Below are 24,742 nucleotides of genomic sequence, written 5' to 3' on the forward strand. Positions count from 1 at the left end.
CCGGAGCCGCGTTTGGCTGCGCCTGCATACGCGCCGCCTCTGCCGCCCGCGGCGGAACGCCCGCCGCGGCCGGCTTGTCCGCTGCGTCCGCCCGAAGGGCCGCCTGCGGATGCGCCGCGACGGCCGCCGCCGCTGCGTCCGCCCGCGCCGCCCTCGCGCGGACGATCTTCGCGCGTGCGCGGTGCGCGCGCTGGCGCGCCTATCGCGAGACCTTCGCGCGGGATGGACATCTGGATGCCTTTCTCGATCGCAGCCAGCTCCAGCCGGTCATGCGGCGAGACGAGCGTGATCGCGAGCCCGTTCTCGCCCGCACGGCCCGTACGGCCGATCCGGTGAATGTAGCTCTCCGCATTCTCGGGAATGTCGTAGTTGAAGACATGCGTCACGCCTTCCACGTCGAGTCCGCGCGCCGCCACGTCGGTGGCGACCAGCACGTGAATCTTCGCATCGCGGAACTTCTTCATGACCTGCTCCCGCTTCGCTTGCGACAAGTCGCCGTGCAGCTCGGCGCTGTTAAAGCCGTTTTCCTGCAGGTAGTCGTTCAGCGCGCTCGCGCGCTTCTTCGTCCGGCAGAAGACAAGGCCTAGATACGGGTTATGCTCTTCCAGCAGGCGCTTCAATTGCTCCTGCTTGTTCTTCGCGTCAACGCCGACCGTCAGCTGACGAATGGCCTTCACCGTCACCTGCGGCGCGCGCACCGTAATATCCTTCGGCTCGATCATGAACCGCGCCGCGAGCGAACGCACGCCCGTCGGCATCGTCGCCGAGAACAGCATCGTCTGCTTGCGATAAGGCATTTGCGTCAGGATTTCCTCGACCTCGGTCAGGAAGCCCATGTGCAGCATTTGATCCGCTTCGTCCAAGACGAGCATCTTGACCGCGCCAAGCTTGATCGTGCCCCTGCGGATATGGTCGAGCAGCCGTCCCGGCGTCGCCACCACGAGATGCACGCCCCGCTTCAGCTTGCGCAGCTGCGACTCCACGTCTTGGCCGCCGTACACGGCGAGCACGCTGAATTCGTCTTTCGTCGCGAGCCGATTCTTCAGCTCCGTCGTAATTTGCAGCGCGAGCTCCCGCGTCGGCGTCAAAATCAAGCCCTGTACGTCTTCCCGCTCCGCCCGCGTCTTCTCGAGCATCGGCAGCAGGAATGCAAGCGTCTTGCCCGTTCCCGTCTGCGCCTGGCAGATCACGTCGCTGCCCTGCATAATGACCGGTATCGCGCCTTCTTGAATCGGTGTCGCTTCCGTAATGCCTTCGTTACGAAGGGATTGCGCCCGTTCCTTCGCGATGCCTAACTGTTCAAAACCTGCCAATTCTTCCACCTCATTTTATATTCGAACCCCTTGAAACATCCCGTCTCATCAACCGGCATTTCCTATCGTACCACATTCGCGGGGGTCCCATGTACCGAATGTTCCCAAACGCGCGGCGCCGGAAAAGATTTCATGCGCGGCCCTTGTGCTTCAAACGTTCTTCATGCATAACCGTTATACTCTAGTTTACCCGGATTATTGGTCCTTAAGGAGGCTGGTCCAGGTGAAAGCGGCAAAATGGCTAAAATGGAAGGTCGGCGCGGCGTGCACGGTCCTGCTTGTCCTCGTATTCCAGCTCATCAAGTCCAGTCCCGCGTATCAAAACCAGCTCGACGTCACCGCAGCCGCCAAAACCGCGCCAGACTTTGGCGACCTTCGCTCCGACGACGAGGATGACATCATGCAGGACTGGCAGGATCAGGAGCCCGGAGATTCCTATCGCGGAACGAGCCGCACGGAGAACCGGTCCTTCTCCCGGCACGGCAGTCGAGCCGGCGGGCAGCAGCAGCAAAACAGCGGCGGGTTCGACGCCAGCACGGGCCGATCGTAAAATGGCCGTTTCCTCCGCGATAGATAGGAGTTGATTCGCATGAAGCTTACGAATCACGCAGCGTCCGACCGGTTGTTCACGTTTCGTTTTCGTGCCATGAACACGTCCATTGCCTGCACCTTGGCCTACGAGAGCGAGGAGCAGGCCGACCGGCTTCGGCGGGATGCGGTTTCTTGGTTCCGTTATGCGGAGGAGAAATTCAGCCGCTTCCTTCCCACGAGCGAACTCGTCTATCTCAACCGCCGGGCCGGCGCGGATTGCCTCGTCTCCTCCGCCATGCTCGAGGTGCTTCAGCTCGCGGAAACGTACCGTCGGCGCACGGACGGCGCCTTTAATCCGTTCATACTGGACGCCCTGGAGCGCTGCGGCTACGAGGATTCGTTCGAACGGCTGGCCTTGGCGGATTTCATGACGGCATGCTCACCAAGAGAGCTGCCCGCGCTGTCAGCCGACGAATTAGGCATGCATGCGATCGCCATCAATCCTCGTATGAAGTCCGTCAAACTACCCGCCGGCACCTCGATCGACCTTGGCGGCATCGTGAAGAGCTGGGCCGTCCGGCGGTTGGCCGATTGGCTTCGCCGCAAACAACGCGTGACGAGCGGTCTCGTCAATGCCGGCGGCGATCTCGCTGCCTGGAGCGATGGACCGGGCGGAGATGATTCTTCCGAAGGGCGCCCCTGGCGGATCGGCATCGAGCATCCGCGGCCGGAGGCGGAAAGCAGCCACATCGGCATGCTTTCGCTTGTCGAAGGCGCGGCTGCCACGTCCAGCACGCTCGGACGACGCTGGCAGACGGCTGCCGGGCCGATGCATCATTTGATCGATCCCGTCACGCTGCTTCCCGCCGAGAGCGACATCGTCCAATGCACGGTCAGCGGCGGAGATCCCGTCGCCTGCGAGGTATGGGCCAAGACGCTTTGCATTCTCGGCAGCGCATCCGGCATCGCTCTGCTTGCCCGCAAGCAGCCGCCGATTGAAGCGCTCCTGTTCGGCCGCGACAGGGAAATCCTCTTCTATGGCGCAGCCGCTTCGATCGGCTCCAAGTGGCGGGACGTTCCCGTGACGCGCCTGATTACGGCCCGTTCAACATCTTGACTAAGCGACTCCCATAACGGATTGGAGGAAGCCCTATGATCGACCTGCTGCTGCAGCTCCCCACGTGGGACATGATTCGCGTCGCCGGCATCGCCTCGTTCTGTCTGCTGACGCTCGGCATGGCTATCGGCATCTCGTACAACTTCGCCTTCTGGCCGCGCGGCTCCAAGCGCCGCTTATATCGGTTTCACTCCTTCTGCACGGTTGCCGGCACGGCCATCGGCCTGCTTCACGGCGCGTTTACGGTTATCGACACCTATGTGCCTTATTCCTGGTTCGGCTTGCTGGTTCCTTTCAGCTCGGATTATGCGCCCGTTTGGAGCGGCTTGGGCACGCTGAGCGGCTACGGCATGCTGTTGATTATTCTCACGACCGATTTGCGCAATAAGCTGAAGCGTCCCGTCTGGCTGATATTCCATCTGCTCTCCTATCCCGTCTACCTGCTTGCGCTGCTGCACGGTTTCTTCCTTGGCAGCGACAGCGAGATGTTCGGCATCCGTCTCCTGTACGGCTTATCCGCTGCGCTCCTGCTCGGGCTCACGACGGCCCGCAAGACGATGAACACCCCTGCCGCAGGTGCACCGCAGGTCGTCATCCTCAAGCCGCCCGGCCAACGTTCGGCGGACAAATAAAAACCGCCGGGCTCAAGGCCCGGCGGCTATCATTTCAATCGGAGCAATATCGCTTGCAGCAGCCGGATCATCTCGGCGACGCCTCGAAAGAGCAGCCCTGCCGCGATTGCGGCAACCAAGGTTACGGCGAACGCCGCATAATCCTCCTTCACCAGCGGAAACAGCGAGCCGACGGTTCCCATGGCCCCGATCGTCCATGCGAGAGCGGTCAGCCAGGAGGCGACTCTGTTATCTCTCCGGTCGGTATAATCCAATTCGTAACGATTCAAGTCCGATTTCATCCCTTGTTCTTCCCCTCCCGGTCCATGCGTGGCAGCGCCTGCTGGTAGAAATAATTCGGAGTCCTCTCCGTGTCGTCGAAGCGCGTGTGAAAGATGCCCGTCGTTGCCGGAGACAACGGCGGAATAAGCCACGACCATCGCCCCGTCGGCGTGCGGCCGCTCTGCCGCTCCTTCTCCGCGAACAAGGCAAACTGCTTGCTTGCCGTGTGATGGTCGACGATCGTCACGCCCTTCGATTTGAACGAATGCAGCACCGCCACATTCAGTTCCACGAGCGCCCGGTCCCGCCACAGCGCGGCTTCCCTGGACGTATCCCCCCCCATCAAGGCAGCCAGCTTGGGCAGCATATCGTAGCGGGCAGCGTCCGCCAGATTGCGCGCGCCGATCTCCGTTCCCATGTACCAGCCGTTGAAAGGCGCCGCCGTGTAATGCAGCCCGCCGATTTCCAGCCGCATGTTGGAGACGAAAGGCACGGCGTACCATCGCAGCTCCAACCGCCCGAAGGACGGCAGATCCGGATGAACGAGCGGCACCTCCAGCACGATTCCCTCCGGTAAATCGTACCAGCGCGGCTCACGTCCTTCGAGCTGAACGACAAGAGGCAGCACGTCGAAGGGCGTCCCTGCCCCGCGCCAGCCGAGCTCTTCGCAGAACCGCGTCAGCTCCGCCGAGATCGGATCCCCGATGACGGAGCCGTCTGCCTGCGCATACCCCGCATACCGAACCAGCTGTTCGTTCCAAATCCGGATTCGTGGCCGGTCCGCACTCGCCGAAGGAGCAAAAATCGTAATCGCGGGCAATATCTTCCCGCCATTGGTGGCATATTCGATATGTCGAAAGACCGCGTCCGCGATCTCGTCTTCCGTCTTCGCCGCGCGTGCGTCCTGAACGATCAGCGAATCCCAGAACAACCGCCCGATGCAGCGGTTGCTGTTGCGCCAAGCCAGCTTCGCGCCGTAGGCCAGCTCCCCGCTCGTATGCGTGTAGGTTCCGGACTCCGCGAGCTCGTCCGCGATCCGCGACATTCTAGCCTCGGTCTCCTGCCGCGGTAAGCCGAGCTCCGCTCCGTATTGCTCGATAAAACGACTGGCTTCCTCCAACAGCTCCTGACGGCCGACGGCGGTCGATTGATGTAATGTCATTGTGAGATCCCTGCCCGCTTAACTGAGTTTGGCTTAACCATTCGCCTTATTATATCAAGATTCACCCCCCGTTTTCCGGGGTAAGGAGGTCAATCCTGTGAATGTACTTTAATTAAGTAAGTTACTGCATTATAATGAACGGAAGATTGTATTCGTATCCGTGAGAAGGAGTGATCCCGCTTGACCCAACCCCATATATCTTCACCCTACGAGCTGAAAAGCTTATCGCTGCGCAATCGGACCGTGATGGCGCCGATGTGCCAATATGCCGTCGACGCGAAGGACGGTATTCCGAACGAATGGCATTACGTCCACTATGTGTCCCGCGCCGTCGGCGGAACGGGCCTGATCATCATGGAAATGACGGATATCGAGCCGGACGGCCGCATTACCGATTACTGCCTCGGCTTATGGTCGGATGCGCACATCCCGGCGTTCAAGCGCATCATCTCGGAGGTGCATAAGCACGGCGCGAAGATCGGCATCCAGATCGCCCACGCCGGGCGCAAGGCCGAGCACGTCGACCAGCCGGTCGGGCCTTCCGATAAAGCGTTCAGCGACGCTTACCGCAAGCCCCGCGCGCTGAGCACCGAAGAAGTCCTCGCCATGGTCGGCAAATTCAAGGACGCTGCCCGCCGCGCGGTCGAGGCCGGGGTCGATACGATCGAGCTGCACGGCGCGCACGGCTATCTGATCCATCAGTTCCATTCGCCGCTCATTAACGACCGGACGGACGAATACGGCCAGGACCGCGCCTTGTTCGGCGAGCAGGTCATCCAAGCGGTTCGCACCGTGATGCCGCCGGATATGCCGCTTATCATCCGCGTATCCGCGGCGGAATACGCCGACGGCGGCTACGAGCTCGCCGAGGTCATCGACGTCTTCCGGCGTTACCGGGATGCCGGCGCCGATCTGTTCCACGTCTCCAGCGGCGGCGAAGCGCCGGTGGGCAGCCGGAAGCCGAGCTTCCATCCCGGCTACCAGGTCCCGCTCGCACGCGAGCTGAAAGCCGCGCTAGGCGTGCCCGTCATCGCCGTAGGCATGCTCGACGATGCCAAGCTCGCCGAGGCGACGCTGGCGGAAGGCGACGCGGATCTGGTCGCCGTCGGCCGAGGCATGCTTCGCGATCCATACTGGGCGCTGCATGCCATCCAAGCCAACGCCGGTTCCGACGCCGGCTCCGTCGCCTCCGGGTTTATTCCGCGGCAGTACCAGCGCGGATACTGATCGGCATTTGCTTAGGGGAGCATGATTACCTGCCCCTAGCAAGCATGGCTCACGAAAGTCTCTAGAAATCTACAAACTCTTGCAGCACGAAAAGTCCCCAGCTCCCGCCGGTTAGCGGAACTTGGGGACTTTTTCGATGCCTATCCGGTTCGGGGAAACCTACGCCCGGCGCTTCAAGATGCGCACGCCGTAAATCGGCAGCGACGCGCTGCCCTCGACCTGCTCGCCCGACTCTAAATCGACATAACCGCGGGCGTCCAGCTCAACTTGCTGCGCTTCGCCGCTAAAGTTCATCAGGAAGACATATTCCGACTCGCAGTCCGTCCGCACCTGCGCCGTCACGCCGCTTGGCAGGTCTGCCGGCAGCGTCCGCGGTACGCCGGCCTCCTCCGCGACGCGTGCATAGAACGCAAGCAGGAAATCGCCCTTCAAGCGCGTCGCCATATGGTACGCCCGTCCCCGACCCAGCCGATTGACCGTCAGCGCCGGCCGGCCGGCATAGAAGTCGTCCGTATACACGCCAAGCACCTCCGCGGTCTCCGCATGGATCAGCTCGCACAGCTCGTGCGACCCGAAGCGGCCTTCGATGCCGAGCGGATTGCCTGCGGCAAGCTCGATGCCGTTACGATCGCCATCGTACAAGCCGTCGATCTCTTCGGCCCAGATGCCCAGCGTCTTGCGAAGCGGTCCCGGCCATCCGCCCAGATGGACGAGGTCTCGTTCGTCCACGATGCCGGACCAGTACGTGGTCACGAGCGTACCTCCGCCCTCGACGAACTGCTCCAGCTTACGGCCGGTCTCCTCCCGGCAGAGGTACAGCATCGGCGCCACGATCAGCCGGTAGCCGGCCCAATCATCCTCCGAGCCGACGATGTCCGTCGGTACCCCCAGCTCCCAGAACGCCCGATGATGGGCCATGACGGTCTCCTCGTAATGAATGCCGGTGTTGCGCGGTCCCCCGGCGTCCTTCACGGCCCAGCGGTTGTCCCAGTCGAAGAGGATCGCGGTCTCCGCAGGCGTCGGCGTTCCCGTGATCTCCGATACCGCCGCCAGCGTCCGGCCAAGGGCGGCTACGTCCTCGAAGACGCGGGTATGCTCGTGACCTGCATGGTCGACGACCGCGCCATGGAACTTCTCGCTCGCTCCGCGGCTTTTGCGCCATTGGAAATATTGCACCGAATCCGAGCCGTGCGCCACTGCCTGCAGCGAGGAAAGCCGGTGCATGCCGGGACGTTTGAGCTTGCTGACCGCCTGCCAGTTGGTCGCGCTCGGAACGCTTTCCATCAACAGGAACGGCTGCCGCTTCATCGAGCGGTACAGGTCGTGATAGAACGCGAAGGAAGATGCGATGCCGCTGTCGTCCTTTGCCTCGTGCCAGGTCGGATACGCATCCCACGAGATGACGTCGAGCTCGCGCGCCAGCTTGCGGTAATCGAGCGATTCGATCATATGCATGTTCGTCGTGACGGGCAGCGCCGGGTTGGCCGAACGGACGGCTTCGATCTCGTGGCGGCAAAATGCGATCGTTTGATCCGTGACGAACCGCCGCCAATCGAGATTATGCCCGTGAACGGCGTATTCGCCATGCGGCGCCGGAGATTCGATCTGCGACCAATCCGTGAAGGTATGCGCCCAGAACGACGTCCACCAAGAGAAATTAAGCGCCTCCAGCGTCACGTACTTGGCCTGCAGCCATTCCCGGAATTCGGCCTGGCAATAGCCGCAGTGGCATTCGCCGAGGTACTCGTTGGAGATATGCCACCCGACGACCGCGGGATGCTGCGCATATCGTTCCGCCAGCAGCCCGTTGATGACGGCCGTCTTCTCGCGGTATACCGGCGACGAATAACAGTGATTGTGCCGGATGCCGTGCAGATTGCGGACGCGGTTCGCTTCCACGCGCAGCACCTCGGGATATTTCTCGGACATCCAGGCCGGTCGCGCGCCGCTCGGCGTCGCAAGCCACGCGTAGATGCCGTTCTCCGCGAATGTATCCAGCACCCCGTCCAGCCAGCCGAATTCGAATACGCCTTCCGCCGGCTCCAAGGCCGCCCACGAGAAAATGCCGACCGCCATCACGTTGCAGCCGGCCAGCTTCATCAGCCGGATATCCTCCTTGAGCACGTCCGGGTCATGCAGCCATTGGTCGGGGTTATAGTCGGCTCCGTGCATCAATACGGGCAGTTTGGCGCTTACCGGTGGCAGCTTGCTCATGCTCTTCATGTTAATTTCGCTCCTCGTCGCATCGTCATATTCGCTCATCTGCTTTTATCTTAGAGCAAGCCTGGCGTATACTTGTAGAAGATTCGCCGCCAATAATCGTACAATCCGAACATGGAGTTGATCGTTTGCATGATGCCCTTCCTGCTAGCCGAATTCGCCAACCGGGAAAAGGAATTGCCGCTCTACGTCTGCTGCATCGGCAGCCATGAGCAGAAGCAGCTGCAGCGCCAAGGCGGCTACCCTGCGCATCAGCTGTTTCTGTGCCGCCGCGGGAGAGGGACATTCCGCCTCGCCGGCGGTCGCAGCCTGTCCATGACGCCTGGAATGGCGCTTCTTCTTCCTGCGGGGGTGCCGCATGACTATGCGCCGTCGGATGCCGATGACGAAGCGTGGGATCTGGGCTTCATCGCCTTCGAAGGCAGCCTTGCCCCTTCGCTTCTGGAACAGATGAGCAGGTTCGCGCTGACTGCCGTCAAGGCACAGAACTTCGACACGCTGTGGGAGCAGCTCGCGGCGCTGTGGCATCTTATCAGCTTGAACGGCGAACATGCGTATTGGGAGGCGTCCAAGCGGCTCTACGATATTTTGCTTACCCTGCTCGAGGGACAAGCGCCGGCACGCCAGGAGCAAGGCGGCTTATATCCGTTCCCGCAGTCCAATGCCGCCCTGCAGGCCGCCGTCAAACTCATGCATGACCATTACAACGAACGGCTGCTGATCGCGAATATCGCACGGGCCGTCGGCTACTCCGTGCAGCATTTTCACCGCTTGTTCGTCGCCGGCTACGGCATGACGCCGCAGCAGTACCTGCTCCAATTGCGAATGAGGCGGTCGGTACAGCTCATGGGCGATCATCCCGGCATTCCGGTAGAGAAGGTCGCGCAGCAGCTGGGCATGGAGACGAGTTATTTTATCCGTATGTTCAAGCGGACGTACGGCGCCACGCCGAAGCAGTACGTGAAGCCCTGAACCGGCCGCCTTTCTAATCGACAGCTTATCCAAGGAGGCATTCTCATGAAACCATTGGCAGGACAAATCGCCGTCGTGGCGGGAGCGACGAGGGGCGCAGGGCGGGCCATCGCCGTCAGTCTGGCTGAAGCCGGCGCATTCGTGTACGCGACCGGCCGAAGCGTGCGCGGAAATCCGTCGGATATCGGACGCCGGGAGACGATCGAGGAAACGGCGGACGATTACCGCTATCGCGGCAATTTGCCCTGCAGCCTGGCGAAAATCTCCGGTATTCACTTGGCCGAAGCCCAAGCCGCGGAATTGAAGTCGTACGGCGTGGCCGCCGCGGCCGTGACGCCGGGATTTCTCCGCTCGGAGGAAATGCTGGACTACTTCGGCGTGACCGAGGCGAACTGGCGTGACAGCGCGGCCGAGGATCCGCATTTTCTGCAATCCGAGACGCCGTTCTTCGTCGGTCGGGGGATTGCCGCGCTGTCCGCCGATCCGAACAAGTTGGATCAGTCCGGTCGAGTCCTCACCTCGTGGGGGCTCTCGGACCAATACGGCATCGAGGACATCGACGGCCGTCGTCCGCATTGGGGCCGGTACGCGGAGGAGCAGGGCTTTTACAAGTAACGGACGGTTGACCGCGCGCCCCGTCTCCCTGCGTTCGCATTCTCGTTAAAACATGATAAACTGAGGCTAACCACAAGGAATCAGGAAAGGCTGGGTATCGGATGGAACATACGTTTACGATCGAGCCGGGCGGGTTCAGCGCTTTCGAGGACGAAGACGCGCTGATCGGGCAGTGCAAGGAATGGGGCCTGTTGTCCGACAAAGCGGTCAAGTCGAAAGCATTCGTCTACAAGCGCGGCGGAAGCACCCTCCCCTGCACGATCGTCGGCATCGTCGATTTTATGACGGCCGTCATTGAATTCGAGAACAAGCAGCGGCATCTGATCCACCCTTCGCTGCTCAAGGAGATGCAGGCTTCCACTTACGGGCAGAGGCAGCGTGCCGTAGAAACGGCGGAAGCCGAGACATCGGACGCGTCGGAAGAAGCGTCGCTTGCGGAAGCGGTCGCCGTCAAGGAAGCTTTGGACGACGAGACGAACGAGGCTGCTTCGGACGCGAAGCCTGGTGCAGCAGCGCCGGTCGTCGACAAGCAGCCGCCTACGCCGGACAAGCCTCAAGCGGAAAAACAGCCAGTGACGGCCGCGAAGGAGAAACCGGCCAAGAAGAAGTCGGCCAAGCCTCAGCTTCCGGAAGAGAAGGTCAAGCTGACGGCCGTCGTCAAGGAATTCACGACCGTCCCGAACCACTTCGCCGACGAAGACGACGAAGTCATCGTCTACGAGAACGTGGCGATCGTGGAGCCGGAGCTCGAGCTCGGCGACGCCTGGTCCAGCCATAGCAACACCCTCAAGAAGCTGGAGCTGGAAGTCGGCGACGCGATCACGTTCGAGGCGAAGATCGTCGCCAAGAAGCTCACCAAGCATCCCGTGCCGTACAAAATCAATAATCCCAGCAAGATCGTAAAGCAATAGCGCGCATGCGAAAGAGCGGCAGCCTCGGAATGATTCCGAGGCTGCCGCTTTTTGCGTGGAAGATGCTTGATATGGCGGTACTCAGTCAGGCGCCGACACTTCAACGAAACTATAACTGCTGGCAAGTTCTTGGTCATCGACTGTCTTGATCGTGTACTTGACCGTAAACGTGCCCACTTTCTTGAACGTCGTCGGGAAAATCGTCGTCAGCCCTTCGTCCGATTCATATGCAGCTTCAACGCTGCTGAGCAGGAAGCCGTCCGGCGGTCCCCAAGCCAGCACGAGGTCTTGACTCGTGTCTCCCTCTTGTACCACTTCCGGTGCTCCCCCTAGGATGGGATCGATCGTAATGTCGTCCGAGGTGATTCCTTCATAGGGCATGCCTTCAACGGGGCTTTTATGAATGGATGCGTAAATGCGTACCTTCTTGTCCGCATCGGCGCTCCCTACATGGCCTTGAACCGTGACCGCATTATTGAATTCCACGCCATAGTTGGCAAAAACCATTCCGTTCGCTTGAATGTTCAAACGGGTAAGATCAAGGACGGTCAGGTTCATCGGCGTATCCGTACCGATTTGTCTCACGTGATTACCGTTTGCATCCACGACGTACACCGTGAATTCGATTTGATAATTGCCCGGCTTTTCGAACGTGACCCAATACGGCGTAGTCGATCCGTCGTCATCGCCGAACCCTTCCGCAAAGGCGGCCAAGGGAAGCCCGCTTCCTCCCCAACGATAAACAGTCCTGCCGCCTTCTTCGGCAATAACATTCGGCGAACTGCCCTCTATATCCTCAATATGAATATCATCCGAGCCGATATCGCCGATCACCGTGGCTTCGATGACGAAATTGGCATTCAGGTCTGCTTGCGGTACCACGCCGGAAACCGTCACGGGGAGCTCGAAATACTCGCCGCCTACGGCGTCCGTAATATCGTCAGCCCCTATGCTCAGGTACGGAACCAAGTCCGTGACACTGACGGAGGACTCGTCGCTTGTCGTTTCGATCGTTTGGGAATACACGTTGCCCGCATTCGCTACGTTGATTTGGAAGCTAACTGCGCCAAGCGGGTCGGAACTATCCACGACATACGTGGCTGTATTCAGGAATGACCCGTTATCCGCTACGGAAGCGAAGCTTGCCGGGTTGCCGCCGTTAATCTTGAAACTGCCCAGCTTCGACGCTTTTGTCGCCGTACGGAACGTCAGCGTGATCGTATCGCCGATCGTCGCCGTCGTCGGTACCGCATTGCTGGATTGAATATGAACGGCCGTTACGGCAAACGCTGCATTCACCGTCGTGACGTTCAATGCCGTACTCGCATTCGATACATTGCCCGCCGCGTCTCTAGCCTTGACCGTGAACAGGTAAGCCGTGCCTTCCGTCAGGCCCGTGACGTTGAAGGACGTCGATGTCGGCGAGCCGATCTTGACGCCGTCTTGGTAGATGTCGTAGGCATAGACGCCGTAATTGTCCGTGGAAGCCGTCCACGTGAGCGTCAGGCTCGTTTGGGTCAGGCTGCCTTCGTGCAGGTCTTGCGGGATGGAAGGAGCGGACGTATCGCCGCTCGGCACCACGACCACCGGTGGATCCGTTTGCGGTTTCGAATCGGTATCGGGCTTTGAATCCGTGCCCGGATTCGTACCCGTGTCCGTATTCTCTTTCACGGTTTGGAGAAAGCCGGCTCCCATCTGCGCCGCCTGCTCGCGGGTCGCATCTCCCTTCGGATTGAACGTTCCGTCGGCGTTGCCCTTGATCAGTCCCAGCTTCAACGCCGCCGCGACGTAACCTTTCGCCCAACCAGAGATGCTGTCGGCATCCTTGAACGGAAGCGATTCGTTCGAGGCGTCAGGCTGTTTGCCGAGCGCCCGCACCATGATCGCAGCGGCCTGCTCGCGGGTCAGCGGCATGTCGGAACCGAACGTATCCGTGCTGAGACCCGTCACGATCCCCGCCTTGAACAACGCCCCGACGTAGTCCGAAGCCCAATCCGGCACATCCTTGAACGTGCTTGACTCCGAAGCGCCTTCTACCTTCAAGCCCAATGCTTTTGCGATGATAATGGCGAACTGCGCGCGCGTCAGCTGGCCTGTCGGATCGAATTTACCATCCCCGAGACCATTGATAATACCGGCTTCCAACAGTTTTTGGATCGCGTCTTTCGCGTAAGAGCCTTCGATGTCCGTGAAGGTTCTGTTTTCGGCCAGGCCCGTTCCGGCAGCGCCGAGGGAGCCCACGAGCAGCGCGGCGGACAGTGCCGCCGACATGATTTTCTTGTTCATTCTTCTTCCTCCTAGCTAAGCTGCTTTTCTTAGTTCCAACGACAGACAACAACAGCAATGAAATGAATTTGAAGCGCATGAGCGACCAGCATGGAGTTGTGTGGTTCTTCACGGCAATAAGGCCTATACTCAATCCGTGCGGATCCGAATAATGCGACTATATTTCTATCGGGGTTCCGAATATAAAACTTTAGATCTAGGACGTAATACTTAGCTCATTTGAAGGTTTGCCTATTTTCTTTACCGTAAAAAGCTGCCTTCACCGAAGCAGCAACTAACAATGTAAAAAAAAGGATTGACGCTGAAACTGCGAACGGATATAGTAAACTCATTAATTCGCATTGAATTACTCGGCATTAGATCGGCAGTCCCGTTCAGTTTCATAGCCAATCGACCGACCAGTTATCTGGAGGTTCCCGTTGCATCGCATGTTTCCCATGCCATGCAATGGGAACCTCTTTTTTATTCACTAAGGGGGAGTTAAACGTGAGTCAACGACCGAACGTGCTTTTGATTTTGAACGACGATATGGGGTATTCGGACATCGGCTGTTACGGCGGGGAAGTAAGCACGCCTAACCTGGACCGCCTGGCCGCGAACGGCCTGCGCTTCTCGCAATTCTATAACACGGCCCGCTGCAGCCCTACGCGCGCATCGCTCTTGACCGGATTGCATCCGCATCAGACGGGCGTCGGCATCCTGGTCGACGATGACGGTCCCGAAGGGTACGCCGGCAACCTGAACCAGCGCGGCGTGACGATCGCCGAAGTGCTGAAGGCTCAGGACTACCATACCTATATGAGCGGCAAATGGCATGTCGCCACGGATATTTTCAATCCGAACGACACCTGGCCGAGACAGCGCGGCTTCGACCGCTATTATGGCATCATTACCGGCGCGGCGGATTATTACCAGCCGGTGACGCTGACGCGGGATAACGACAACGCGGAGCATGAGGCACTGGCGGACGACTTTTATTTGACGGATGCGATCAGCGACGACGCAGTCCGCAATATCCGCGACCATGCCGCGGCCAATCCGGATCAACCGTTCTTCCACTATGTCGCTTACACGGCGCCGCACTGGCCGCTGCATGCACCCGAGGAGGATATCGCGAAATACAAAGGCCGGTTCGACGAGGGCTGGGATGTTCTTCGCGAGAAGCGTCTGAAACGCCTCGTCGAACAGGGGCTCCTGGATCCTTCCTTGGCATTGTCGGAACGCGATCCTTCTCAACCGGCTTGGGAGGACGCGGACGTGAAGGAGTGGCGGCTGCGGCGAATGGAAGTTTATGCGGCCCAGATCGACCGGATGGATCAGGGAATCGGACGTATTTTGCAAGCGCTCGAGAACACCGGCCAACTGGACAATACCTTGATCTTGTTCCTTGCGGACAACGGCGGCTGCGCGGAAGAGCTCGACGAACCGTTCACGAGCTTCTTGAAGAAGCGCAGAAGCCTGCTCGAGCGAGCGAAGGACGGCAGCCCCATCGTGTACGGCAACAATCCGAGGGAACTGCCCGGCTCGCAGCGCACCTACCAGAGCTACGGCGTCGCTTGGGCGAACTTATCCAATACGCCGTTTCGGCTGTATAAGCACTGGATCCACGAAGGCGGCATCTCTACGCCGCTCATCGCGCACTGGCCGGCAGGCATCGGGGAGCAAGGCGGCATTCGCCATTCGCCGGGGCAGCTGACGGACATTATGGCGACGGTGCTCGAAGTTACCGGGGCGCCGTACCCGCAGACGTATCAAGGACGCGACATTTTGCCGTTCGAAGGCGAGAGCTTGGCCCCTCTCTTCAAGGCGGAATCCGACGACCGCGGCAGAGGACCGCTTTTCTGGGAGCACGAAGGCAATAGCGCCGTTCGGACCGGGCCGTGGAAGCTGGTGCGGAATTATCCGGAAGCCTGGGAGCTGTACGATATCGAAGCGGACCGCACGGAGCTGAACGATCTGGCTGCGGACTACCCGGATAAGGTACGGGAGCTCAGCGGCTTATACGAGCAATGGGCGGCAAGAGCCGGCGTCGTTCCTCGGGAGAAGATTCTGGAGATCTATTCCAAGGCGCGCGGCGAGGACATCTCGGGCGGAGCGCATTTCATTCAAAAATAAATATCAACTCATATTCGGGAGATGACCTTATCATGACGAAAAAAACTTGGCTGGGCAGCGCCGTTTCGCTGACTCTGTTAGCCAGCCTGCTCGCCGCATGCGGCGCCAATGGAAGCCCGAACGGCAATTCGAACAGCCCGAACGCCGGTTCGGACAATGCCGCAACCGCCGGCGGTACGTCGGGCGCGGCCGCGAACGCGGACGCCTCCAAGAACGAGCCGTCCGAGAAGCCGGTCACGATCAACTTCTGGTTCCCCGGCGAGAGCCAGGTGCTGGAGGACTATTTCATCAACGCGGCGAAGGAGTTCGAAGCCTCGCAGTCCCATATTAAAGTGAACGTGACGGTGCTGCCCTCCGGAGCGGACGAAATCGATGCGAAGCTGAACGCCGCGAAGCTCAGCGGCACTTATCCGGACGTGTTCTCCGCCTATCTGATCTTCATGGGAACGCGCGGCGCGCTCAACGAATTCGCGGATCTGGGCGGTTACCTGGACAAGTGGGAAGATAAGAGCGATATCCAGGAGAGCGCGCTGGACCTGGGCAAGTATCAAGGCAAATCGATCGGCGTCGGCTACTTCCCCGCTCCGGAAATCATGACGTACCGGAAGGACTTCTTCACCGAGGCCGGTCTTGATCCGGAGAAGCCGCCGACCAATTGGGAGGAATTGAAAGCCGACGCCGAGAAGCTGACCGTAAAGGACGACAAGGGCAATATCGTTCGCGCCGGCGTCGACGTTCCGCTGAACAACGCAAGCCCGTTCTTCGAAGCGTTCATGCGCCAGAACGGCTCCCCCATCATCGACGAGGAGAAGGGCGTGCCGGCATTCGCGGACCAGGCATCGACGGAAGCTTTCGAATACTTGACCGATTTGTACCAGTTGGGCGCCATTCCTTACGATTATCAGAAGAAAGACACGGTTCCGTTCGTGAGCGGCAAATCGGCCATTTCCTACCTGACGCCGGCGGCCATCAGCAATCTGCTGAAAGACAAACCCGATCTCAAGGATAAAATCGGTTTCGGTCCCGTGCTGGAGCGGAAAAACCATGTCGCTTTTACCGGTTACCGCTTGTTCACGATCGGCAGCACCAGCAAGCTCAAGGACGAATCGTGGGCATTCATCACCTTCATGATGAGCAAGGACCAAATGTGGAAACGGTATAAACAGCTGCAAATTCCGATCGTGCGCAAGTCGCTGGAAGACCAATTTATCGCGGCCAATCCTGCCATCAACAGCGTGCTCATCGATTACGTCAAGAGCGGAAAAGGCAAGCCCGTCACGCCGTTCACCACAAGATACAACAAATACATTCACCAAGCTTACGAAGAATCGGTAACCAAGGCCAAACCGGCCGCTCAAGCGCTGCAAGACGCCCAGGATGCGCTGATTCAGGAATTGAAGACGATCAAATAGGAGGCGATCGCATGGAACGCGCGGCCGACATCGACATCCCCGCCGTACGATCGGCAGGAGCCGAAGCCGTTGTTCGCAGACGGAAGCGCAGGCTCGATGCCGATCCGATCGGATACCTGCTTATCCTGCCGTTTTATCTGTTTCTGCTCCTATTCGTGCTGGCGCCGATCGGGTACAATCTGTTTCTCAGCTTTACCAACTACAATTTGGACACGATGCATGGCGTGGGGATCAATAATTACAAAGCCTTGTTCTACGACCGTTTCTTCGGAATCGCGCTAAAGAATACGGCGATCTACGCCTTTTTCACGCTCGTCTTGACCGTGGCGTTCGGACAGATCCTCGCCGTGTTCCTCAACTACAAATGGGGCGGCATCAAATGGGTGCGCATGAGCTTCTTCTCGCCGTACGTCATCTCGATGGTCGCCGCGTCGATGATCTGGCTTTGGATTTACGAGCCGAGCCACGGCGTCGCGAATACGCTGCTCGAAGCCATCGGCCTGAATAAGGTTCAATGGCTGCAGGATACGAAGTGGGCGATGCCGGCGGTTATTTTTACGGGTTTTTGGAAATTTCTCGGCTATAACGTCGTCATCTTCCTCGCCGGCCTGCAGGGCATATCCCGCGATTTATACGAAGCGGCCGCGGTCGACGGCGCAGGCGGCTTCCGGCAGTATCTGAAGATCACGATCCCTCAGCTGATGCCGGTTACCTTCTTCCTGATCGTTACCGGCTTGATCAACAACTTCAACGTGTTCGAGCAGATTCAAATCATGACGGGCGGCGGACCGCTCAATTCGACGACGACATTGGTCCACCAGATTTACAACCGGGCTTTCCAGGAATTCCTGATCGGTTATGCGGCGGCGATGTCCATCGTCCTGCTGTTCCTCGTCGCGCTCCTCACGGCGGCTAATTTCTGGTATGGCAGCCGCAGCCATGAATCATAGGGGGATGGCGCAATGGTCAAAAAATCGGTAACGATTCCCGTGTCGGTCGTCATGGTATTCGTCTCGCTCGCCATGCTGGTTCCGTTTCTAATGATGGTGCTGACTTCGCTCAAGACGATGGATGAGATATTCGCTCCGCATTTCGTGTGGATCCCGGACAAATGGCAATGGTCGAATTATAAGGAAGCCTTCTCCCAGGGTGACTGGGGAAGGTACTATTTCAACACGACTTACGTGACCGTCGTCACCGTCGTGCTCAGCCTGCTTATTAATTCGTTCGCCGGTTACGCGTTCGCGAAGCTGAATTTCAAGGGCCGCGATCTCTTGTTCTTCATCTCGCTCGTCGGTCTGATGATTCCGCCGCAGGTGACGATGATTCCCGTGTTCATCATCCTGAAGCATATCCCGCTCGCCGGCGGCAACGACTGGGTCGGGCACGGCGGCCTCGGCTGGATCGATTCGTACAACGGGCTGATCGCGCCTTATGTGGCCGGCTCGTTCGGGGTCTTCTTGTTCCGGCAATTCTTCCTGCAAATCCCGAAGGAGCTGGACGATGCGGCGAAGATCGACGGGATGGGGCGGGTCCGCGCGTTCTTCAATATCTACGTGCCGCTCAGTAAGCCGGTATTCGCTACGCTCATCGCGCTCAAAGCCGTGGCCTCCTGGAACGAGTATACGTGGCCGCTCATCATTACCAGCTCGGAGCATATGAAGACGGTGCAGCTCGCACTGACGGTGTTCCGCGACGAGAACCAAACGCAGTGGAATCTCATGATGGCCAGCACGACCATCATGGTGCTGCCGCTGCTCGTGCTGTTCGTGTTCACGCAGCGCTATTTTATCGAGGGAATCGTGAGTACCGGGGTAAAAGGGTAGAATGCCGGGCGCATATCCGCGGAGCGAACACGATCCATCCGCGGCACTTCGGCCCAACAGTCAACGCGCGGGGTGCGATGTATAAGTGAAAAAGCTGCCGTTTGGCAGCTTTTTCATTTTGTTCCGATTGTGGCGCACGTGGTGCACCTCTTTGTTTGAATCTGCCGGGATTTCGCCAATTACCCGCTCAGCGCATTGCGCATGGAGAGAATATACTTCGCCTCCTCCAGCGGATTGACGCCCCGCCGCCGGCGCGATACCTCCACGTCAGGCGGACACTCGCGGTAGCCGGCGAAGAACGTCGTGAGCGTGCCGCGCCCTTTGGTCATCGCGCCGAGACGAGCCGGAAAATCGAGCGTCGTCGCGACCGGAAGCAGCCCTTCCAGCTCCATCCGTTCCTGACGCAGCACAGGCGCTTCGAATTCGCCGCGCATGACGACGAGCTCGTTCATTACCTTGCCGCCGTATTCCTCGGGCACCGACATGCGGAAGCGCAGCATCGGCTCCAGCATCTTCGTGCCGACGTTGGCAAGCCCGTTCATGATGCCCATCGGCGTCGCGATGACGAAGTCGAGCGGATGGGTATGCCACACATGATGCTCGCCTTCGACGAGCGTCACGGACAAGTCCGTCACCTCCCAGTTGCGCAGCCCCTGCTGCAGCGCTTCCGGCACGCGCCGCGCCACCTCGTTCTGGTAACTCTCCATCAGACGCTCGCCCCGCACGAGGGACTTGTATACGAGACCGCTGCCTCGCTCGCCAGGTTCGATGACAAACCGCAGAATCGCCCAGCATGGTTTCGGCGCCAAGTACGCGACGAACCCTTCGCCTGCCGCGGCCGGGGTTTCTTTGTAGATGACGGACGGCGCGCCGAACGTCACCGCCAGCTTGAACCGGCTGAGCAGGATGGAGGTCAGCACCTCCATCTGAATCGGACCCATGACCTTCAAGTGCAGCTCCCGTTCATCCTGCAGCCACTGCAGATCCAGCAGCGGATCCTCGTCCGCCAGCTCCTGGAAAGCCGCGACGACCGCGGGATAATCCCCTTCGCTGCTCCACTGCACCTGTACCGTGAGCAGCGGAACCGCCAGCCGTTTCTCGCCGGGCACCCCCTCCGGCGTACCGAGCACATCGCCGATGCGCGCGCGGCTGAGTCCGTATACGGCAGCGATGTCGCCTGCCGCGAGCACGCCGATATCCTCCGATTTCTGCCCGTGCACGCGTCGGATCTGCGTCGCTTTATCCTGCATGTCCCGCGTGTGGTTGTGCACGGTATCGCGATTGCGGATCGTGCCTTGATAGAGGCGCACGTATGCGATTTTCCCCATGACGGGATCCCGCTCCATCTTGAATATCACGCCCGCTACCGGCGCCGACTCCGATCCCGCCGGAGCAGGCATATAGATCAGCACCGCATCCAGCAGCTCCTTCACGCCGATGCCGCGGTTCGAAGCCCCGAACATCACCGGAAACAACGTTGAACGATGCGCGCCTTCCACAAGCGCCTCCGCGATGCTCCGATCGTCCAACGGACGGCCTTCCAGGTAGGCTTCAAGCAGCGTCTCGTCCTGCTCCGCCGCTGCCTCCAGCAGATGCTGCCGATACGAGTCCGCCCATGGGTTGTCCGCCAGCGACTGCCCATCCAGCAGATCCGCCGAGCCGGCAAAATCAGCCTCCGCCCCGATCGGCGCCGCAATCGGCACCACGCCCGGCGACAGCAGACGCCGCAGGTCTTCGAGCACCCGCAGCGCGTCTGCGCCCATCCGATCCATCTTGTTCACGTAGACGATCGTCGGAATGTTCAGCTCGCGCAGCGCCTGCCAAATAATCTCCGTCTGCGCCTGCACGCCTTCCACCGCCGATACGATCAGAACCGCCCCGTCCATCACCCGCAGCGAACGCTCCACCTCGGACAGAAAATCGACATGCCCCGGCGTGTCTACCAGATTGATCGCCGTCCCCTTCCATGCAAACCGCGTCACCGCCGCGCGAACCGAGATGCCCCGTTCCCGCTCCACGTCCATCCAATCCGTCTGCGCAGTCCCCGCATCCACGCTGCCGAGGGAACGGATATGCCCGCTTTGATATAACATCTGCTCCGTCGTTGTCGTTTTGCCCGCATCGACATGGGCAAAGATTCCGACGTTGCGCAGATCGATTCTTGCTTCAGCTTTTATCGTCATAGTAGATGTGTTCCGCCTGAACCAGCCGGCCTCCCGTTATCGTAAATAGTCCGAAGGAATATTGAGGCTGCCTGCGCTTGTCTGCCGCCGACCCCGGATTGAACATCAGCACCCCGTCGCGTTCGCGCTTCAACGGCACATGCGAATGCCCGAAGACGATTACGTCGACGCTGCCTCGAGGGAAGGATTTGAAAGCGTTGGTCTCCGTATCCTCGCGCTTCCCAGGCCCGACATGGCCGTGCACGATACCGATGCGCACGCCGCCGAGCGTGACGATCTTGCGCCCGCCGAACTTCGCCTCGATGTCCGAGCCGTCGTTATTGCCCGCCACGCCATACGTCTCCGCATAAGTGCGCAGCATATCCCATACCGCCATCGTCATCCAATCGCCCGCATGCAGGATCGCATCGGCGTCCACCAGTTCTCGAATCAGCCGGTCAGGCAGCTTCTTAGCCATGCGCGACATATGCGTATCGGAAACCACAACAATCTTCATGTCCGCTCCACTCCTTCGCCGCGCCCGTCGAGCCGCCTTCAGTCCATGGCTTTGAGACGCTTATACCTTCATTATTGGGCAAAAACGAACTTCGTTCAATAGCGCGAGGAGAAAAGGACAATCCTCACATGAACCTTCCGCAATAATGCAGAAAAAATAAACTCCAACCCCGCTCAATCAGAAAAACCATTCCCTACTCCCATTTAATATGTTAGATTATATTACATATAGTCTTATTTTTTTATGACCCACAGAAGAGGAGAGAGCGCGATGCTGAAAATCCGCCGCTATTCCACCGCAGACCACGACGATATCTGGAGACTGCATCTTCTTGTTATCGCCGCCGCCGGCGTTGAGCCGACGCACCAGCATTACCATGATATTTTTCATATCGACGAGCAGTATTTATCGAGCGGGGGCGAGTTCCTTGTCGGCACGGCCCAGAACGGCATGGTCGTTGCCATGGGCGGGCTGAAGAAGCTGGATGTCGATGCTGCCGAAATCAAGCGCCTGCGCGTTCATCCCGATTTCCAGCAGCGCGGCTATGGACAGCTCATTCTATCCAGGCTGGAGGAGCAGGCCGCGGAGCTTGGTTACCGGCATCTCTACCTCGATGCGCTGACCAATCAGCTTGGCGCGAAGAAGCTGTTCCTGAACAATGGCTATGCCCATCGCGGCGCATCCGTCATCGACGGCTTCTGGGTTAACGTGTACGAGAAGACGCTGCTCGAGACCTCCGTTTAAGAGCGGCGGGCATAGCCGAAGGCTGGTTTCGCTGCGCTACAGCACCTTATAATTCAACCATTCCTGAGGCAGCAGCCTCCGGTACGAGGGCTGCAGGTAGCGGTCATCGATAAGCAGGAGGACGCCCCGATCCTGCTCCGAGCGGATGAGGCGGCCTCCTGCCTGCAGCACCTTGTTCATGCCGGGAAACAGAAACGCATAATCGAAACCGCTGCGTCCCGTCCCATCGAAATACGCCTTCATGATATCCCGTTCGAATCCGACCTGCGGCAATCCGACGCCGACCACGGCAACGCCGGTCAGCCGGTCGCCGACCAGGTCGATCCCCTCCGCGAAAATACCGCCCATCACCGCAAAGCCAATCACCTGCTCCTCCGCGTCGCTTTGGAAGGCGGCAAGGAACCGCTCCCGTTCTTCCTCCGACATGCGCGCGCTCTGCATGATGACGGTCGAGGAACCGGCTGCCTTCTCCACCCTTACCCCTGCCTTTGCATCCGTCCCTGCTTCCGTCTTCGATTCCTGCTGCGGCTCCGCCTCCGATTCCGACTCCGTCCGTCCCTCCCGCTGCGCCATAAACCGCTCGTAGGCATCTTCCATATAGGCGTAAGAAGGAAAGAACAGCAGATAATTGCCCTTTCGCTCCGTCGTTACCCTGCTCAGCAGCGTTACGATCGGCTCCTTCGTCCGTTCCCGGTCCACGTACCGGGTAGACATCGGACTGATGTACACGTCCAGCTGCTCCGCGGAGAACGGGGACGGAATCACGACGGCGTAATCCTCCTCGCCGTCGCTCCCCAGCATGTCCATGTAGTAGGGGAGCGGCGTCAGCGTGGCGGAGAAGAACACCGTCGTTCGGTAGCCCTTGCCCATCGTTCGCAGCAGATGCGACGGGTCCAAGCAGAACAGCTTGACCCGCACCTCGCTCCGCGCGCATTCCGTATAGGTCACGTATCGCTCGTCGTAGAGCTTCGCCGTCCGAACGAAGTTCTGGCAGACAAAATAAAGCTCCAGCAGCTGCGCCGTACCCGCCCCGCTTCCGGGACGGGCATTCGCGGCGGGGACGCCTTCCGCCCGCGGGAGCGTTCCTGCGCCAAGAACAGCGCTTCCGTCGCCCGATTCCGGGTTACCCGCTTCTGCGGCGGCGAGATCGGAAGCGGAGCCGCTCTTGCCCGCCTCAGCGGGATCGTCGCTTAACGCGAAATCCGCAAACAAACCGTCGCTTGTCCCCGCATAATCGACGGCTTCGTCCGCCGCTCCGACACCGTCGCCGGCATCAGCCGGCCCGCTCACCCGGCCTCCCGGCCATGCAGCCCCTTCCGCATCCAGCAGCGCCCGCTCCGCCTGAACGACGAACGCCTCCGCCAGCGCAACCAATTCCTCCGGCATTTCGCCGACAGCCTCCTGCTGCTTTCCGCCGATTCGCTTGCGCTGCGCGAGCAAATAATCGTTGGCCGCCTTGGCCGTTCCGTACACGCCGGCGTTCACGCCTTTATAAGCGCGCTGCACCTCCAGAAATGCGCCTTTATGCAGCTCGGCGGAATACATCTCCCGCGCCCGGTCCACCAGATTGTGCGCCTCGTCGACAAGCACGGCCGTCTTGCGCTTCTGTTCCTCGAACATCCGCTTCAGACTGACGCGCGGGTCGAACACGTAGTTGTAATCGCAGATGATCGCATCCGCGCCATAAGCGGCGTCGAGCGAGAACTCGAAGGGGCAGACGCGATGTTTGCGCGCATAGGCCTCGATGACGTCCCGCGTCATTAACGTTTCATGCTCTCGGAGATCGAGCAGCGCCGCGTTGATGCGATCATAGTACCCGTCGGCGAACGGACAATGCTCCTTGCTGCACCGGACTTCCTCCTGGAAGCAGATCTTCTCCTTCGCCGTCAATGTCACGGCCTGCACGTGCAGCCCCTTCGACTGCAGCAGGGCATACGCATCCTCCGCGGCCACGCGGGCGATCGTCTTCGCCGTCAAATAGACGACGCGCTGCAGCAGTCCTTCGCCGATCGCCTTGACCGCGGGGAAGATCGTCGAGATCGTCTTGCCGATGCCCGTCGGGGCTTTGGCAAACAGCTTCCGCCCGTCCAGGACGCTCTTGTATACCGCGCCCGCGAGCTTGCGCTGCCCTTCGCGATAGGCCGCGAACGGAAACGGCAGCTCCTTGATGCTGCGGTCGCGCGCGTCCGCATGCCGCACCTGCTGCAGCGCGCAATCGTAATAGGCGCGCACCATTTCCTCCAGGAACCGATCCAATTCCTCCCGCGTCCAGAGCTGCCGGAAACGCCTTTCCTCCCCGCTCTGAACCTGGACGTAAGTCAGCTGAACCGTAACGGCCGGAAGTCCGCGGTCCGCCGCGATCATGGCCGCATAGCAGCGCGCCTGCGCCCAGTGGACGGGATACGTCTCCTCCAGCCCGCCCGGCAGCCGGCCGGAGGTAGACTTGATCTCGTCGACGATGACGCTCCCTGTCTCTTCGCCCGCAAGCAAGCCGTCGCAGCGTCCATCCACGATAAAGAGGAGATCGTCCATGACGATCTCCCCTCTGACATATACTTCCCGTTCGTCTTGTTCCCCGTACTGCTTCTGCACGCGCTGATGGATCTTGGTGCCTTCCGTCAGCGCAACCGCGGTCCGGAAGCCGGATTCGATGTCGCCGCCGCGATGCGCGTACTCGACCAATGCGCGCACCGACAGTTGAATGGTTGGATTCATCTCG

At 59.8% G+C, this 24,742-nt stretch carries 20 protein-coding genes; 12 read left to right on the forward strand and 8 right to left on the reverse strand.

All coding sequences use genetic code 11. From position 1 onward, the window contains the following. Window positions 1–1,322 (reverse strand): DEAD/DEAH box helicase (locus GT003_RS16595; protein WP_346266594.1); only part of this gene is annotated, 1,322 nt, incomplete at its 3' end. A 214-nt stretch (window positions 1,323–1,536) separates the two neighbouring features. On the opposite strand from GT003_RS16595, the gene GT003_RS16600 reads away from it, so the two are divergent. Genes GT003_RS16600 through GT003_RS16610 form a run of 3 tightly spaced genes read left to right on the forward strand, consistent with a single transcriptional unit; the run spans window position 1,537 to window position 3,593 of the window. Next, on the forward strand, window positions 1,537–1,863 hold the full coding sequence (locus GT003_RS16600; protein ID WP_161699780.1) for a hypothetical protein: 327 nt from the start codon (window positions 1,537–1,539) through the stop codon (window positions 1,861–1,863). Between the two features lie 39 nt (window positions 1,864–1,902). After that, window positions 1,903–2,961: an FAD:protein FMN transferase gene (locus GT003_RS16605; RefSeq protein ID WP_161699782.1), complete on the forward strand. Its 1,059-nt coding sequence runs from the start codon at window positions 1,903–1,905 to the stop codon at window positions 2,959–2,961. Between the two features lie 35 nt (window positions 2,962–2,996). Next, the gene (locus GT003_RS16610) at window positions 2,997–3,593 is read left to right on the forward strand and encodes a ferric reductase-like transmembrane domain-containing protein (protein ID WP_161699784.1); all 597 of its coding nucleotides are present in this window, start codon (window positions 2,997–2,999) and stop codon (window positions 3,591–3,593) included. Between the two features lie 29 nt (window positions 3,594–3,622). Here GT003_RS16610 and GT003_RS16615 read toward each other — a convergent pair whose 3' ends face one another. Beyond that, window positions 3,623–3,874 (reverse strand): hypothetical protein, encoded by a 252-nt coding sequence (locus GT003_RS16615; RefSeq protein ID WP_161699786.1) that lies wholly within the window; start codon window positions 3,872–3,874, stop codon window positions 3,623–3,625. Further along, window positions 3,871–5,016, reverse strand: coding sequence for a nitric oxide synthase oxygenase (locus GT003_RS16620; RefSeq protein ID WP_161699788.1), 1,146 nt, complete (start codon window positions 5,014–5,016; stop codon window positions 3,871–3,873). Before GT003_RS16620 ends, GT003_RS16615 begins: the two co-directional genes overlap by 4 nt. A gap of 180 nt (window positions 5,017–5,196) precedes the next feature. Here GT003_RS16620 and GT003_RS16625 point away from each other — a divergent pair, with 180 nt between their 5' ends. Continuing rightward, entirely contained in the window at window positions 5,197–6,243 is a 1,047-nt protein-coding gene (locus tag GT003_RS16625; RefSeq protein WP_275589166.1) for an NADH:flavin oxidoreductase/NADH oxidase, read from the forward strand. 159 nt (window positions 6,244–6,402) lie between these two features. On the opposite strand, the gene GT003_RS16630 is transcribed toward GT003_RS16625, so the two are convergent. Then, on the reverse strand, window positions 6,403–8,466 hold the full coding sequence (locus tag GT003_RS16630; RefSeq protein ID WP_420831457.1) for a beta-galactosidase: 2,064 nt from the start codon (window positions 8,464–8,466) through the stop codon (window positions 6,403–6,405). A gap of 129 nt (window positions 8,467–8,595) precedes the next feature. On the opposite strand from GT003_RS16630, the gene GT003_RS16635 reads away from it, so the two are divergent. The 3 genes from GT003_RS16635 (at window position 8,596) to GT003_RS16645 (ending at window position 10,961) form a co-directional block, all read left to right on the forward strand. Continuing rightward, on the forward strand, window positions 8,596–9,435 hold the full coding sequence (locus GT003_RS16635) for an AraC family transcriptional regulator (RefSeq protein ID WP_161699790.1): 840 nt from the start codon (window positions 8,596–8,598) through the stop codon (window positions 9,433–9,435). 45 nt (window positions 9,436–9,480) lie between these two features. Further along, window positions 9,481–10,050, forward strand: a complete 570-nt coding sequence (locus tag GT003_RS16640) for an SDR family oxidoreductase (RefSeq protein ID WP_161699792.1) — start codon at window positions 9,481–9,483, stop codon at window positions 10,048–10,050. 101 nt (window positions 10,051–10,151) lie between these two features. Beyond that, a complete protein-coding gene (locus GT003_RS16645; RefSeq protein WP_161699794.1) occupies window positions 10,152–10,961 on the forward strand; it encodes a hypothetical protein in 810 nt (269 codons plus the stop codon). Window positions 10,962–11,042: 81 nt separating this feature from the next. On the opposite strand, the gene GT003_RS16650 is transcribed toward GT003_RS16645, so the two are convergent. Then, complete coding sequence (locus GT003_RS16650) at window positions 11,043–13,247, reverse strand: S-layer homology domain-containing protein (protein ID WP_161699796.1); 2,205 nt, start codon at window positions 13,245–13,247, stop codon at window positions 11,043–11,045. A gap of 486 nt (window positions 13,248–13,733) precedes the next feature. On the opposite strand from GT003_RS16650, the gene GT003_RS16655 reads away from it, so the two are divergent. The 4 genes from GT003_RS16655 to GT003_RS16670 are packed head-to-tail and all read left to right on the forward strand — an operon-like array spanning window position 13,734 to window position 18,600. After that, complete coding sequence (locus GT003_RS16655) at window positions 13,734–15,362, forward strand: sulfatase-like hydrolase/transferase (RefSeq protein WP_204798925.1); 1,629 nt, start codon at window positions 13,734–13,736, stop codon at window positions 15,360–15,362. Between the two features lie 32 nt (window positions 15,363–15,394). Then, complete coding sequence (locus GT003_RS16660; RefSeq protein ID WP_161699800.1) at window positions 15,395–16,774, forward strand: ABC transporter substrate-binding protein; 1,380 nt, start codon at window positions 15,395–15,397, stop codon at window positions 16,772–16,774. Between the two features lie 11 nt (window positions 16,775–16,785). After that, complete coding sequence (locus GT003_RS16665; protein ID WP_161699802.1) at window positions 16,786–17,724, forward strand: carbohydrate ABC transporter permease; 939 nt, start codon at window positions 16,786–16,788, stop codon at window positions 17,722–17,724. Between the two features lie 12 nt (window positions 17,725–17,736). Next, entirely contained in the window at window positions 17,737–18,600 is an 864-nt protein-coding gene (locus GT003_RS16670) for a carbohydrate ABC transporter permease (protein ID WP_161699804.1), read from the forward strand. Window positions 18,601–18,779: 179 nt separating this feature from the next. On the opposite strand, the gene GT003_RS16675 is transcribed toward GT003_RS16670, so the two are convergent. Then, window positions 18,780–20,783, reverse strand: coding sequence for a GTP-binding protein (locus GT003_RS16675; protein WP_161699806.1), 2,004 nt, complete (start codon window positions 20,781–20,783; stop codon window positions 18,780–18,782). Continuing rightward, the gene (locus GT003_RS16680) at window positions 20,767–21,279 is read right to left on the reverse strand and encodes a metallophosphoesterase family protein (protein WP_161699808.1); all 513 of its coding nucleotides are present in this window, start codon (window positions 21,277–21,279) and stop codon (window positions 20,767–20,769) included. The genes GT003_RS16675 and GT003_RS16680 overlap by 17 nt, the downstream gene beginning before the upstream one ends. A 270-nt stretch (window positions 21,280–21,549) precedes the next feature. On the opposite strand from GT003_RS16680, the gene GT003_RS16685 reads away from it, so the two are divergent. Then, window positions 21,550–22,023 carry a GNAT family N-acetyltransferase gene (locus tag GT003_RS16685; RefSeq protein ID WP_161699810.1) on the forward strand — a complete coding sequence of 158 codons (474 nt, stop codon included), beginning with the start codon at window positions 21,550–21,552 and terminating at the stop codon, window positions 22,021–22,023. Between the two features lie 36 nt (window positions 22,024–22,059). Here GT003_RS16685 and GT003_RS32520 read toward each other — a convergent pair whose 3' ends face one another. After that, window positions 22,060–24,738 carry an ATP-dependent DNA helicase gene (locus GT003_RS32520; RefSeq protein ID WP_239565918.1) on the reverse strand — a complete coding sequence of 893 codons (2,679 nt, stop codon included), beginning with the start codon at window positions 24,736–24,738 and terminating at the stop codon, window positions 22,060–22,062. Window positions 24,739–24,742 lie beyond the last annotated feature (4 nt).

This window comes from Paenibacillus sacheonensis, assembly GCF_009909195.1.
Lineage (GTDB): Bacteria > Bacillota > Bacilli > Paenibacillales > Paenibacillaceae > Paenibacillus_Z > Paenibacillus_Z sacheonensis.

Coding starts and splice junctions, on each gene's coding strand:
- GT003_RS16610 (WP_161699784.1), top strand. CDS start 2,997: ATGATCGACCTGCTGCTGCAGCTCCCCACGTGGGACATGATTCGCGTC.
- GT003_RS16620 (WP_161699788.1), bottom strand. CDS start 5,016: ATGACATTACATCAATCGACCGCCGTCGGCCGTCAGGAGCTGTTGGAG.
- GT003_RS32520 (WP_239565918.1), bottom strand. CDS start 24,738: ATGAATCCAACCATTCAACTGTCGGTGCGCGCATTGGTCGAGTACGCG.
- GT003_RS16650 (WP_161699796.1), bottom strand. CDS start 13,247: ATGAACAAGAAAATCATGTCGGCGGCACTGTCCGCCGCGCTGCTCGTG.
- GT003_RS16675 (WP_161699806.1), bottom strand. CDS start 20,783: ATGACGATAAAAGCTGAAGCAAGAATCGATCTGCGCAACGTCGGAATC.
- GT003_RS16645 (WP_161699794.1), top strand. CDS start 10,152: ATGGAACATACGTTTACGATCGAGCCGGGCGGGTTCAGCGCTTTCGAG.
- GT003_RS16670 (WP_161699804.1), top strand. CDS start 17,737: ATGGTCAAAAAATCGGTAACGATTCCCGTGTCGGTCGTCATGGTATTC.
- GT003_RS16615 (WP_161699786.1), bottom strand. CDS start 3,874: ATGAAATCGGACTTGAATCGTTACGAATTGGATTATACCGACCGGAGA.
- GT003_RS16635 (WP_161699790.1), top strand. CDS start 8,596: ATGATGCCCTTCCTGCTAGCCGAATTCGCCAACCGGGAAAAGGAATTG.
- GT003_RS16605 (WP_161699782.1), top strand. CDS start 1,903: ATGAAGCTTACGAATCACGCAGCGTCCGACCGGTTGTTCACGTTTCGT.
- GT003_RS16640 (WP_161699792.1), top strand. CDS start 9,481: ATGAAACCATTGGCAGGACAAATCGCCGTCGTGGCGGGAGCGACGAGG.
- GT003_RS16630 (WP_420831457.1), bottom strand. CDS start 8,466: ATGAAGAGCATGAGCAAGCTGCCACCGGTAAGCGCCAAACTGCCCGTA.
- GT003_RS16665 (WP_161699802.1), top strand. CDS start 16,786: ATGGAACGCGCGGCCGACATCGACATCCCCGCCGTACGATCGGCAGGA.
- GT003_RS16660 (WP_161699800.1), top strand. CDS start 15,395: ATGACGAAAAAAACTTGGCTGGGCAGCGCCGTTTCGCTGACTCTGTTA.
- GT003_RS16685 (WP_161699810.1), top strand. CDS start 21,550: ATGCTGAAAATCCGCCGCTATTCCACCGCAGACCACGACGATATCTGG.
- GT003_RS16680 (WP_161699808.1), bottom strand. CDS start 21,279: ATGAAGATTGTTGTGGTTTCCGATACGCATATGTCGCGCATGGCTAAG.